General features: G+C 55.9%; 14 protein-coding genes. 8 read left to right on the top strand and 6 right to left on the bottom strand.

Annotated features, from left to right (window positions below; all coding sequences use genetic code 11):
- From ACR0M2_RS00005 to ACR0M2_RS00030, 6 genes are all read right to left on the bottom strand, one after another.
- A partial coding sequence (locus ACR0M2_RS00005; protein WP_480703720.1) for a hypothetical protein occupies window positions 1-613 on the bottom strand: 613 nt, incomplete at its 3' end.
- 300 nt (window positions 614-913) lie between these two features.
- The gene (typA, locus tag ACR0M2_RS00010; protein WP_170375397.1) at window positions 914-2,731 is read right to left on the bottom strand and encodes a translational GTPase TypA; all 1,818 of its coding nucleotides are present in this window, start codon (window positions 2,729-2,731) and stop codon (window positions 914-916) included.
- 76 nt (window positions 2,732-2,807) lie between these two features.
- Window positions 2,808-3,143, bottom strand: a complete 336-nt coding sequence (locus ACR0M2_RS00015; RefSeq protein ID WP_226688434.1) for a DMT family transporter — start codon at window positions 3,141-3,143, stop codon at window positions 2,808-2,810.
- Between the two features lie 392 nt (window positions 3,144-3,535).
- The gene (locus ACR0M2_RS00020; protein WP_480703721.1) at window positions 3,536-4,693 is read right to left on the bottom strand and encodes an HD domain-containing protein; all 1,158 of its coding nucleotides are present in this window, start codon (window positions 4,691-4,693) and stop codon (window positions 3,536-3,538) included.
- A complete protein-coding gene (locus tag ACR0M2_RS00025) occupies window positions 4,690-4,935 on the bottom strand; it encodes a hypothetical protein (protein WP_170348755.1) in 246 nt (81 codons plus the stop codon). Before ACR0M2_RS00025 ends, ACR0M2_RS00020 begins: the two co-directional genes overlap by 4 nt.
- Window positions 4,935-5,588 (bottom strand): alpha/beta hydrolase, encoded by a 654-nt coding sequence (locus ACR0M2_RS00030; protein WP_480703722.1) that lies wholly within the window; start codon window positions 5,586-5,588, stop codon window positions 4,935-4,937. The genes ACR0M2_RS00025 and ACR0M2_RS00030 overlap by 1 nt, the downstream gene beginning before the upstream one ends.
- A 177-nt stretch (window positions 5,589-5,765) precedes the next feature.
- Between ACR0M2_RS00030 and iscR the strand changes: the two genes are divergently transcribed.
- The 8 genes from iscR to ACR0M2_RS00070 all read left to right on the top strand — a co-directional run bounded on the left by iscR (window position 5,766) and on the right by ACR0M2_RS00070 (window position 12,840).
- Window positions 5,766-6,224 (top strand): Fe-S cluster assembly transcriptional regulator IscR, encoded by a 459-nt coding sequence (gene iscR, locus ACR0M2_RS00035; protein WP_170348753.1) that lies wholly within the window; start codon window positions 5,766-5,768, stop codon window positions 6,222-6,224.
- 60 nt (window positions 6,225-6,284) lie between these two features.
- Window positions 6,285-7,328: a cysteine desulfurase family protein gene (locus ACR0M2_RS00040; protein ID WP_425080617.1), complete on the top strand. Its 1,044-nt coding sequence runs from the start codon at window positions 6,285-6,287 to the stop codon at window positions 7,326-7,328.
- An 18-nt stretch (window positions 7,329-7,346) separates the two neighbouring features.
- Window positions 7,347-8,867, top strand: coding sequence for a Fe-S cluster assembly protein SufB (gene sufB / locus ACR0M2_RS00045; protein WP_170409925.1), 1,521 nt, complete (start codon window positions 7,347-7,349; stop codon window positions 8,865-8,867).
- Between the two features lie 43 nt (window positions 8,868-8,910).
- Entirely contained in the window at window positions 8,911-9,684 is a 774-nt protein-coding gene (locus tag ACR0M2_RS00050) for an FkbM family methyltransferase (RefSeq protein WP_226688436.1), read from the top strand.
- Window positions 9,685-9,753: 69 nt separating this feature from the next.
- A complete protein-coding gene (sufC, locus tag ACR0M2_RS00055) occupies window positions 9,754-10,509 on the top strand; it encodes a Fe-S cluster assembly ATPase SufC (RefSeq protein WP_170348749.1) in 756 nt (251 codons plus the stop codon).
- The gene (gene sufD, locus ACR0M2_RS00060) at window positions 10,509-11,792 is read left to right on the top strand and encodes a Fe-S cluster assembly protein SufD (protein ID WP_480703723.1); all 1,284 of its coding nucleotides are present in this window, start codon (window positions 10,509-10,511) and stop codon (window positions 11,790-11,792) included. The genes sufC and sufD overlap by 1 nt, the downstream gene beginning before the upstream one ends.
- Window positions 11,792-12,277 carry a YIP1 family protein gene (locus tag ACR0M2_RS00065; protein ID WP_170348747.1) on the top strand — a complete coding sequence of 162 codons (486 nt, stop codon included), beginning with the start codon at window positions 11,792-11,794 and terminating at the stop codon, window positions 12,275-12,277. Before sufD ends, ACR0M2_RS00065 begins: the two co-directional genes overlap by 1 nt.
- Window positions 12,274-12,840 (top strand): YIP1 family protein, encoded by a 567-nt coding sequence (locus ACR0M2_RS00070; protein ID WP_480703724.1) that lies wholly within the window; start codon window positions 12,274-12,276, stop codon window positions 12,838-12,840. The genes ACR0M2_RS00065 and ACR0M2_RS00070 overlap by 4 nt, the downstream gene beginning before the upstream one ends.
- The last annotated feature ends 13 nt before the right edge of the window (window positions 12,841-12,853 follow it).

Here is a 12,853-nt window from a genome sequence, read left to right on the forward strand (position 1 = left end):
CGCCATTGTTGCCGCCGTTGCCGTTGCCGGAATTGCCACCGCCGCCATTGTTGCCGCCGTTGCCGTTGCCGGAATTGCCACCGCCGCCATTGTTGCCGCCGTTGCCGTTGCCGGAATTGCCACCGCCGCCATTATTGCCGCCGTTGCCATTGCCGGAATTGCCACCGCCGCCATTATTGCCGCCGCCGTTATTGCCGCCGCCACCGCCGCCGCCGCCGTTATTGCCGCCGCCACCGCCGCCGCCGCCATTGTTGCCGCCGCCGTCGTCACTGCTGCCGCCGCCGTTATCACCGTTGCCTGAAGCGCCAAAGGTGTCGCTGTCACTATCGCGATCAGATGCAGCCGTGGACGCCGTTGGCAAATCAGTCAGGACAGCCGCAAAAGCCGGACAACTATCAAGTGTACGGGCCAGAATGTCCTCGAAATCAGCTCGGCGTTGGATATAGCGCAACATGCGCGTATCGACGACTGAGCAGCCGCACAACGTTTCTGTCGATACCGATTGTCGGGCTGTTTTGATGTTGCATCTTTCCGCCTGCGCCGCGCTGGCGGTGATGAACGGTAATGTTGCTGAGACAAATACAAAAGATAATAAATGGGATTTCACGCGCATGGCGCCGCTCCTTCAGAACTCGTTACTAACACTATTGCACTACAGTTTGTGCTTTACGTTTTGGTACATCAATTGTGCCATACTTCAACCATAATTACACCCATTTTGGGTCACATTTACAAGGGGTGTTTAATTTGAATTAATTTTAGGAACAAATTTTACGCGAAAAAAATACACTTAAAACAAAGAGAAAGCCCGCCAAAACGGCGGGCTTTTCGTATATTTGCGCAGTTCATGCGCGCACAAAATTGTCAGATGTGTGGCATTGTTGCAATTGCGGCAACTATACTTAAGGGAGACTCAAGCAGACTTCGCCATACGCTTGCGTTCATGCGGGTCCAGGAAGCGTTTGCGTAGACGAACAGCGTTTGGGGTGACCTCAACCAATTCATCATCATCGATATAAGCAATCGCCTCTTCCAGCGAGAACTGAACGTGGGGCGTAAGCCGTACGGCATCGTCAGATCCGCTTGCGCGAACGTTGGTCAGCTTTTTACCCTTGAGAGGGTTTACTTCCAGATCATTGTCGCGCGAATGCTCACCGATAACCATGCCCTGGTAAACGTCGGTTTGTGGGGCAACGAACATGCGGCCACGCTCTTCCAAGTTCCACAGGGCATAAGCCACGGCCTGACCCTTCTCCATCGAGATCAGAACGCCTGCGCGACGGCCCGGGATCGGGCCCTTGTGCGCGGCCCAGCCGTGGAACACGCGGTTCAGAACACCGGTGCCACGTGTGTCTGTCAGGAACTCGCCATGATACCCGATCAACCCGCGTGAAGGGACGTGTGCGATGATCCGGGTTTTGCCTGCACCGGCGGGGCGCATTTCGGCCAATTCACCTTTGCGTGCACCGGTGATCTTTTCGATCACCGAGCCCGAAAACTCGTCATCGACGTCGATGGTGACTTCTTCGATGGGTTCCAGACGCTGGCCGTCTTCCTCACGGAACAAAACCTGCGGGCGCGAAATGCTGAGTTCGAAGCCTTCACGGCGCATATTCTCGATCAGAACGCCCATTTGCAATTCGCCACGACCCGCGACCTCAAACGCCTCGCCCCCGGGGGTATCGGTGATGCGGATGGCGACGTTGGATTCGGCCTCTTTCATCAGTCGGTCACGAATGACGCGGGATTGGACCTTTTTGCCGTCACGACCTGCCAGAGGGGAATCGTTGATGCCAAAGGTCACAGTGATGGTCGGTGGATCGATGGGCTGGGCGGGCAGGGCTTCTTCGACCTGCGGGGATACCAACGAATCCGCAACGGTGGCTTTGCTCATCCCTGCGATGGTAACGATGTCCCCAGCTTCGGCCACGTCGATGGGTTGCTGCGCGAGGCCACGAAACGCCAGAATTTTCGACGCGCGGAAGTTCTCGATCAGGGTGCCATCGCGGGACAGCGCCTTGAGGCTGTCGCCCGCCTTCAGCGTGCCGCTTTCCACGCGGCCGGTCAGGATACGGCCGATGAAGGGATCACTGCCCAGCGTGGTCGCCAGCATGCGGAACGGTTCGTCCTTGCGTTCGGCCTGTTGCGGGGCAGGGACGTGATCAACGATCAGGTCGAACAGCGCGGTCAGGTCCTTGCGCGGTCCGTCCAGTTCCATATCTGCCCAGCCCGAACGGCCCGATGCGTACATTGCCGGGAAGTCCAGTTGGTCATCATCAGCGCCAAGGTTGGCGAACAGGTCGAAACATTCGTCCAGCGCGCGGTCGGGTTCGGCGTCGGGCTTGTCGACCTTGTTCAAAACGACGATCGGGCGCAGTCCCAGCGCAAGCGCCTTGGAGGTCACAAACTTGGTCTGTGGCATCGGGCCTTCGGCGGCATCGACCAGCAATACAACGCCGTCAACCATGCTGAGAATCCGCTCAACTTCGCCACCAAAATCGGCGTGGCCGGGTGTGTCGACGATGTTGATGCGCGTGCCCTTCCACTCGACCGAGGTGGCTTTAGCCAGGATGGTGATGCCACGCTCGCGTTCAAGATCGTTGCTGTCCATGGCGCGTTCAGCCACAGCTTGGTTTTCCCGGAACGCGCCGGATTGTTTGAGCAGCTCATCCACCAGGGTCGTCTTGCCGTGGTCCACGTGAGCGATGATTGCGATATTGCGCAGGTCCATGAGAGGTCAGCCTTTGAACGGGAAGTTGCCGCGCGCATAGCGTGGTTTGACCAAATAGACCAGCCCTAACCGGCGATCAGTGGCCGGCCGTCTTGGAAAACAGGTGAATGATAAGGATTCCGGCCAAAATCATGATCAATCCAATGACGGCTGGCCAGTCCAGCCTTTGCCCGAAAACAATGAAGCCAATGATCGCGATCAGAAAGATGCCAAGCCCGGACCAGATCGCATAAACAATTCCGACTGGCATGTATCTTAGCGTCAGGCCCAGCAGGTAAAAAGCAATGCCATAGCTGACAACCACCAGAACGGAGGGCCAGAAACGACTGAACTGTTGGCTGGCTTGCAGGGACGTTGTGCCGATGGTCTCTGCGATGACCGCCAGCAACAAGATCAGATAGGCTTTGGGCACGGTAGGTATCTCGACAAATGTTTTGCGAGGTTGAGCATGAAAACGGCAAAGCGAGCAAGCAAAATTTCGGAATCTCGGCATGCGCAATGACGCTAAGGCAAAAACATTAGCCATTTGGGAAGTATGGATAACCTGACTATTTTTTGACCCTAGGTTATGTTAAAAACGCGTTGTTTTTTAATGATTTTTGTTTTCCAGGTTACATCGCATGACTAAATTTGCAGGAATAATAGTTTTTGTTTCGGCTTTGATCGTGGCGCTTGGGTGGCTTGCTGGCGGGGGGTCCGTCGACAAAAACGCGGCCAAGTTTGTTGAACGGTTAGATAGTTTTCAGGTTTGAGCGCCTGCCGAAACAAGGGAAAAAGAGGCCTTTGCGCCTCTTTTTTCTTTTCCTACATGGTTGCCGTGGCAGCGAAATAGGCATCTAGCTGGGGTTGCAGCCACGCCCATAAGTCGGGTGCGCCGCGTTTGACCGGAGTGCCGACACGGGTTTCGATCTGCGCATAACTGACATCATAATCCACCCATGATCCGCCGCCCGTTGCCAGGTTTCCGACTGGTGCCTGAAAACGGTCGACTGCCTTGGCAAAGCGGGCATCGGGACTGTCGGCTGCTTCGAACTCATGCCACAGAGACAGAAAGGTCGCCTTTTGATTATCCGGTAGCATCCCGAACAGGCGCTCTGCTGCGGCTTGTTCTTCGGCTTCTTGGGCCGCGTGGTCGACATGACCATGAATGGGGTTATCCCCGGCGTCGATCTCAACAACATCATGCAGCAGAAGCATTTGTAAAACGCGGTCAATGGACACATCGGGTGCTGCGTATTCGGACAGAATCCAAGCGTACAGCATGATGTGCCATGAATGCTCGGCCGAATTCTCGAACCGCTCACCGCTGAGCAGGCGCGAAGCCCGGTAGACGGATTTCAGTTGGTCGCTTTCGGCAAGAAATCCAAGGCGAGCTGAGAATGAAGTCTGTGCAGGGGTGTCTCCGTTCAGCAGGCATTGCGCTGCGGTATAGGCGTCTGGAAATTCGGTCTTCAGATAAGCGGCCCGCCCGCCGTTCAGATTGTCCTGAACAATAGCTTTGTGATCCGCCCTCGGGGCCGCGGCGCAGAGGACCTGAAACATCGGCTGGCAGCGATCAAGGGATTTCGCGAATCTGGCGTCTTGGGTCTGATCGGCCTCGAACTCTTGCCACAGGTTCAGACAAGCCTCGGCCTGCTCTTCGGGCAAAAGATCGAACAATTCTGACGCGGCGGCTTGCTCGGCCCGTTCGACCGCTTGCCAATCGGTTTGCAGATGGATCGGATGATCGCCGACAATGATTTCGACCAAATCATGCAGCAACAGCATGCGGATGACCCGATCAATGCTGACACCTTCATCAGCCAAGGGTTGCATAACCAGCGCCCAAAGCGCGAGTTGCCAGCTGTGTTCTGCCGCGTTTTCAGCGCGGGATTGATCCAGAAGAAAATTCGCGCGATCAACCGATTTCAGCCTGTCCACGCGTTTAAGAAATTCGATTTGCGCGGACAGTCTGTTTGTCATTGTTTTTCGATCGCTTTCAATTTGGAGCGGTGATCCGAGAGCCTCTGGATCACGAACTTGCGGGCTTTGCGCTCGGCCAACCGCACGCGAATTTCGGTCAGGAAGGCTTCTTCCAAAGTCTGCGAGGACGCTCCCAGATGTTCGCCCACTTCGACAAAGAAACGGTCGTCGCCGGTTTCATCCATCACTTTCATTGTGTCCTCGGCCAGCTTGGCGGCCAGGGTGGTGATGGTGTCAGACATCAGCGTGTGTTCTCGGTCAGGCGGCGTTTCACATAGTCGCTGACTTCGGTCATCAGAGTATCCATGTGACGATCCTGGAAGAAGTGATCGGCGCCATCAACCTCGTTATGGGTGATGGTGATTCCCTTTTGTTCGTGCAGCTTGTTCACCAGCGAGGTTGTGTCCGCAGGTGGTGCCACGCGGTCGGCTGATCCGTTGATGATCAGGCCCGAGGACGGGCAGGGTGCCAGGAACGAAAAGTCGTACATATTTGCAGGGGGTGACACGCTGATAAAGCCGGTGATTTCCGGGCGCCGCATCAACAACTGCATTCCGATCCATGCACCAAACGAGAAACCCGCGACCCAGCAGTGTTTCGAGTTGTTGTTCATTGACTGCAGGTAATCCAGCGCCGAGGCTGCGTCGCTCAACTCACCAACACCCTGGTCGTATTCACCCTGGCTGCGACCCACGCCACGGAAATTGAACCGCAAAACGGTAAAGCCCATGTTGTAGAATGCGTAATGCAGGTTGTAGACCACCTTGTTGTTCATGGTCCCGCCAAATTGAGGATGCGGATGAAGCACGATGGCGATCGGTGCGTCTTTTTCCTTTTGCGGGTGGTAGCGGCCTTCCAGGCGGCCTTCGGGTCCGGGAAAAATCACCTCGGGCATGTGTGCTTTGGTCCTGTCTTTTTCTTCTTGGTGCCGGGATATACTTGACGGTTATCGTCGGGCACCTTAGAACGGTTCTAATAATTTTGCATTGCGCAATGCGCTGCCCGTCGGAGATACGCACTGGCAGCGGCGGCGTCAATGTTTTCGCGCGGTATCGACCAAAAGGGGACGAGAATGAAGCTTTCGACCAAGGGTCGCTACGCGATGGTAGCTATGGCCGATATCGCCCTGCAACCGACAGATACGCTTGTAACGCTGAGTGAGATTTCTGAGCGGCAGGACATCTCACTGCCTTATCTTGAGCAATTGTTCGTGAAACTACGCCGAGCCGATCTGGTCTCATCGGTTCGCGGACCGGGTGGCGGGTATCGGTTGTCGCGGTCGCCTTCGGAAATTCGCGTGGTCGAGATTCTGTCGGCGGTCGACGAAACAGTGGATGCGCTGCAAAAAGGCGCAGGGGCGTCGGGTGCGTCATCAGGAAGCCGGGCGCAATCGCTAAGCAACCGTTTGTGGGAAGGGCTAAGCGCCCATGTTTATGTTTTCCTGCATCAAACCCGACTGTCGGACGTAATCAGGAACGATTTGGCCCCGTGTCCCGCGGTTCCGAGCCTGTTTGCAGTAGTGGACGAGTGAGATTATGCACTTGGTCTATGAAAACGCGATACCACTTCGCATTCGTGAAAAGGTGACTCCATGAGTCGTGTTTACCTGGATCATAATGCCACGACTCCTTTGCGCCCCGAGGCCAGAGAGGCGATGATCGCGGCGATGGAGGTTTGCGGCAACCCGTCTTCGGTGCATGCCGAGGGACGTGCCGCCAAGGCCTTGATCGAGAAGGCGAGGGCGCAAATCGCGGCGGCCTTTGGTGCGGATGGGGCGGATATCGTATTCACGTCGGGTTCCACCGAGGGGGCGGCGCTGACCTTACGCGGGCGTGGCCTGCATGGATCTGCTGTTGAGCATGACGCGGTAAGATCCTGGATTACAGAAGACTTGCCAGCGGACGCCTCGGGCCGCGTTCAAGTCTCCGATCCTGCTCAATCGACCTTGCAGCTGGCGAATTCGGAAACCGGTATCGTGCAGGCTTTGCCTGCGGGGCTTGCCGTAACCGATGCGACGCAAGCTTTTGGAAAACTACCGGTGGCCTTCAACTGGCTGGGTGCCCAAATGGCGCTGATCTCAGCGCATAAATTGGGTGGGCCCAAGGGTGTCGGCGCTGTTGTGATGAAACGCGGCACGGATTTGCCTGCCCAAATTCAAGGCGGTGGTCAGGAAATGGGGCGCCGGTCGGGTACCGAAAATGTCATTGGAATCGCGGGCTTCGGGGCCGCAGCAGAAGCCGCTGCACGGGATCTTGCCAATGGGGTTTGGGACAAGGTCAAAGAAATTAGAAATATTCTAGAAAATGCCCTTGAGGCCGGTTCTAAATTGACTATTTTTGTCGGGAAGGATCAGGATCGCCTGCCTAACACATTGTGTTTTGCCACTCCGGGATGGAAAGGCGAAACGCAGGTCATGCAAATGGACCTGGCGGGGTTTGCCATCAGCGCGGGTTCTGCCTGTTCCAGTGGCAAGGTGCGCGCCAGCGCGGTCCTCACGGCAATGGGGTATGATGAGGTCACGGCAGCCAGCGCAATACGCGTTTCGCTGGGACCTTTTACGACGAAAGAAGATGTGCTGCGTTTCGCCGAAACGTGGCTGGAAAAAGAGAAAAAGCATCGCGCGCGTGCCGCGTGACTTGACGGAGTGAAGGAAATGGCCGCTTTGGACCAGACCCAGGTAAAAGAAGGTGTCGATCAGGAAACCGTGGACGCGGTGCGCGAGGCTGGCACTTATAAATACGGCTGGGATACCGATATCGAAATGGAGTACGCACCCAAAGGTGTGAACCCGGATATCGTTCGACTGATCTCTGACAAAAACGAAGAGCCCGAATGGATGACCGAATGGCGTCTGTCGGCATTTGAACGCTGGACCAAGATGGAAGAGCCGACCTGGGCGATGGTACATTACCCGCCGATCGACTTTCAGGACCAGTATTACTATGCCCGTCCCAAGTCGATGGAAGAAAAGCCAAAATCGCTGGAAGAGGTCGACCCCAAACTGCTGGCCACCTATGAAAAGCTGGGCATTCCGCTGAAAGAACAGATGATTTTGGCCGGCGTCGAAGGCGCCGAGAATGCGCCCTCCGAAGGCCGTAAGGTCGCTGTGGACGCGGTATTTGACTCGGTCTCTGTTGGTACGACCTTCAAGGATGAGCTTGCCAAGGCCGGTGTGATCTTCTGCTCGATCTCTGAGGCGATCAAGGAACACCCTGAACTGGTTAAGAAGTACTTGGGCACTGTGGTTCCGGTATCCGACAACTTCTATGCCACGCTGAACTCGGCCGTATTCTCGGACGGATCGTTCGTTTACATCCCGCCGGGTGTTCGCTGCCCGATGGAGCTGAGCACCTATTTCCGCATCAACGCCGAAAACACTGGTCAGTTCGAACGCACGCTGATCATCGCCGATAAGGGATCATATGTGTCCTATCTGGAAGGCTGCACCGCGCCGCAACGTGATACCGCGCAGTTGCATGCCGCTGTGGTTGAGATCATCGTCGAAGAAGATGCTGAAGTTAAATACTCGACCGTTCAGAACTGGTTCCCCGGTGATGAAAACGGCAAGGGCGGTATCTATAACTTTGTGACCAAGCGGGCGGATTGCCGGGGCGACCGGTCCAAGGTGATGTGGACGCAGGTCGAAACCGGCTCGGCCGTGACCTGGAAATACCCGTCCTGCATCCTGCGTGGCAATGAAAGCCAGGGTGAGTTCTATTCGATCGCGATTGCCAACAATTATCAGCAGGCCGACACCGGCACCAAGATGATTCACCTGGGTAAGAACACAAAGTCGCGCATCGTGTCCAAGGGCATCAGCGCGGGCAAGGCGCAGAACACCTATCGCGGGCTGGTTTCGATGCACCCCAAGGCGAAGGACAGCCGGAACTATACGCAGTGTGACAGCCTGCTGATCGGTGACAAATGCGGCGCACATACGGTTCCATATATCGAGGTCAAGAACAACTCGAGCCGTGTGGAACACGAAGCGACGACATCCAAAGTGGACGACGATCAGCTGTTCTACTGCCGCCAGCGCGGTATGGACGAGGAAGAAGCCGTGGCCTTGGTCGTCAACGGGTTCTGCAAGGACGTGCTGCAGGCATTGCCGATGGAATTTGCCATGGAAGCGCAGCAGCTTGTTGCGATCTCATTGGAGGGCTCGGTCGGTTGACCGGTCGAGCTTGACTATCGGCAACTCTAAAAGGTCATTCCTTGTGGAAACAGCTGCAGATTTCAAAAGATGGGTTAGAAGCTCCAGACGCTCTGGCGTTTTTAGAGCTACAGCAGGGCAGGTGGTTCGGGCTCGGGTTCATGACCGAACAGTCTTTTTTTCCGTGATCAATCCAAAAGATACGATACAAAAATGTCACTTTGGGGGTGCGTTCTACGAAGTCGAAGAGCTTGGGATGATTTCAGAACACTTCCCTGTTGGCGGCAGTTTTTTGGATATCGGCGCAAATGTCGGGAACCACAGCCTGTACTTGGCGCTGTTCCTTCACGCGTCTCTAGTAGTTCCTGTTGAACCCAATCCAGTGGCTGCCGAGATTTTGGTTAGCAACCTCCACTTGAATGGGATGGAAAGTAAGGTTGATTTCAACTGGGTTGGGTACGGTGTTTCGAACGAGGCACGCTCGGACCTTGGTGTGTCTTGGAACGCCAGGAATTTGGGTGGGGGCAAACTGATTGAGCAACAAGGGTCTATTCCCGTTGTCCCGGCTGCAGAATTGGTTAAAGACCGCTCATTCGACTTTATAAAAATTGACGTCGAGGGTATGGAAATCGCCGTTCTGGAAAGTCTTTTACCCAGTTTGGGACAAAATCGCCCTGTGATTTTTGTCGAAGTGGATGACAAGAATGCTACCGAATTCCACGAACTGATCGCGACCAATGGTTATGAGGTGGTCGACCAGTTCAGGCGCTACCGCGTTAACGAAAACTTCCTGATCAAACCCAGCGAGGGACCGGCAAAGGTCGCTAAGTCTGCATAACCATCAGGTAGAAACCAAAATTCAAACAAGGCGGCAGGCAATCAAACTGGCGCGAAAAGAGGAAAAATCATGCTGGAAATCAAGAACCTGCACGTACAGCTTGAAGACGAAGACAAGCAAATCCTCAAGGGTGTGGACCTGACGGTCGAGCCTGGCAAGGTACACGCGATCATGGGACCGAACGGCTCGGGCAAATCGACGCTCAGCTATGTGCTGTCAGGACGTGACGGCTATGAAGTCACCGAAGGTACGGCGACGTTGGAAGGCGAAGACCTGCTGGACATGGAGCCAGAAGAGCGTGCTGCCGCTGGCGTCTTTCTTGCGTTCCAGTATCCGGTCGAAATTCCCGGCGTTGGCAACATGACTTTCCTGCGCACGGCGGTAAACGCTCAGCGGAAAGCGCGCGGAGAAGAGGAGCTGTCAGCGGCAGACTTCCTGAAAGAAGTGCGCGCCAAGGCCAAGACGCTGAAAATCGACGCCGATATGCTCAAGCGTCCGGTCAATGTTGGTTTCTCGGGCGGTGAGAAAAAGCGCAACGAGATCCTGCAGATGGCTATGCTGGAACCCAAGATGTGCATCATGGACGAAACCGACTCGGGTCTCGACGTGGATGCGATGAAGCTGGTGTCCGAAGGCGTGAACGCGCTGCGCAACGAAGGTCGCAGCTTTTTGGTCATCACCCACTATCAGCGGCTGCTGGATCACATCAAACCGGACGTCGTACACATCATGGCCGACGGTCGTATCGTGAAGACCGGCGGACCCGAGCTGGCGTTGGAAGTTGAACATAACGGCTATGCCGACATTCTGGCCGAGGTGAACTGATGGCTTTGCCACAAGAGAAACTGACCGCAACCGAGGAGCGGCTGGCATCCCTGGCCATGCCTGAGATGTGCGGATGCACCCGTGCCGCACGCGAGGATGCGCTTGCGCGTGTGCAAGAGATGGGCCTGCCTGGCCGTCGCGATGAGTACTGGAAGTACACACGTCCTGATACGCTGATCTCGGCTCAAGCACCGCGCGCCGAGGTTTTCGACGCGGGCGAGCCCATGATTTTCGAAGACATGGACAATCTGAAAATTGTCTTCGTCGACGGAGTATTCAGCCCCGAGGAATCCGATGATCTGACACTTGAGGGTGTGATGATCGACCGGATCGAGGATATCTGCGGCAAGGACATTCACTGGGCCAAAGAGCTGTATGGCACGTTAGAGAGCCGTGGCCAGACCCCGGTGCCACGTCCGTTGGCTGCGCTGAACACAGCCTTTGCCAAAGATGGTGTTGCCATCCATGTGACAGGCAAACCGTCCAAGCCGATCTGCCTGATGTATCGTCACGCCTCGGAAACATCGGACGCGATGCTGCATCACGTGATCCGTGTCGAACCAGATGCCGAGGTCACCGTGCTTGAGGTTGGTCCGGCCGCGTCGCGCTTTAACAAGGTGATGGAGATCGACATCGCCGACAATGGGACGCTGCATCATGTGCGCGCGCAAGGTCGCGATCATGAACGTCGGGCAATGACTCATATGTTCGCCCGTCTGGGAACGGAATCGACCTATAAGTCATTTACCCTGACCGCAAACGGCGTTCTGACCCGCAATGAGCAGGTCGTGGAACTGACCGGAGATGATGCGGTTGCCCATGTGGCAGGTGCATGTGTCGGAGACGGTGATTTTCACCATGACGACACAGTGTTTATCACCCATGACGCGGTGAACTGTGAAAGCCGCCAGGTGTTCAAGAAGGTTCTGCGCAACGGTGCGACCGGCGTCTTCCAGGGTAAGATCCTTGTGAAAGAAGGCGCGCAGAAGACAGATGGCTATCAGATCAGCCAGTCGCTTCTGTTGGACGACGACAGCCAGTTCCTCGCCAAGCCCGAGCTTGAGATCTATGCCGATGATGTGGCCTGTTCACACGGCTCGACCTCGGGCGCGATTGACGAGACGGCTCTGTTCTACCTGCGATCACGCGGCGTTCCGGTCAAAGACGCAACCAACATGCTGACACTGGCCTTTCTGGCCGAAGCGGTGGACGAGATCGAAGACAGCGAAGTTGCTGAAAAGATCGTGAACCGTTTGGAAGATTGGCTGGCGCGCCGCAGCTGATGCCAGTCACATCGGATATCGTGGCCACGTACCGGGGGCCGGGGCGCGTCGTGCGTCGGCTTCTGGATTTGGGGCAGCGGGAAGACAGGGCCTTGGTCTTTGTCATGGGGTTTTGCGTGGTGGCTTTCATCGCACAGCTTCCCGGCCTCGCGCGGCGGGCGCATTTGGAAGGGCTTGAGCTGAACGCGCTGATGGCCGCGGCTTTGCTAGGCACTGTTTTCATACTGCCGTTGCTGTTTTACCTTCTTGCGTTCGTATCATACGGGGCCGCTCGTTTGGTTGGCGGTCGCGGCACGGCTTATGGTGCCCGTCTGGCTTTGTTTTGGGCTTTACTGTCGTCGACACCATTGGTGTTGTTGAACGGTCTGGTGGCGGGTCTCATCGGGCCAGGACCTGCGTTAACCCTGGTAGGGGCAGCCTGGTTTGGCGTGTTTATCTGGTTCTGGCTGGCGGGCTTGAGACAAACACAAAGGCAGGCGGAATGAATTTCTCGACCCTAGGTAACATTGCGGTCCTGACGCTGGTCAACCCGGCTGAAGCGGCCCGGCACCTATTATCCTTTCGCGCCGGGCGCGAAGTTCTGTGGCTGGCCTTCTGTCTGGCCGTCGTTTTGAATGGGCTGGTGCAGTTTGGGATCGAACATCTGGTTCCTTCGCCGGAAGGCCTGAATGTTCCAACACCCGAACCGATTTTCATGAGCCTTATCCGCTCGGCCGCCCTAATGATGTTCAGCATTGCGGCGTTCCTGTTCGTCGGGCGTTTGCTAGGCGGGTGCGCGTCATTCGACGAGATCATGACGCTGACGGTCTGGTTGCAGTTCCTGCAAAGCGCGGCGATGTTCGTAACGCTTGTGCTGGCCATTTTCGTTCCGGTTTTGATGGTGCTGTTTTTGTTCGCCACAGCGCTGGTGAGCCTTTACGTCACGCTGCATTTCCTCAATGAAGCGCATAAGTTCGGAACGCTTTGGAAATCCTTTGGGGTCATAGTGTTGTCTGCGTTGATCGCAGCCCCCTTTGTCCTCGCTTTAACACCCAGCGGCCCGGTATAGGGATTTGAAGACC

Source organism: Ruegeria sp. BE10 (genome assembly GCF_056538905.1).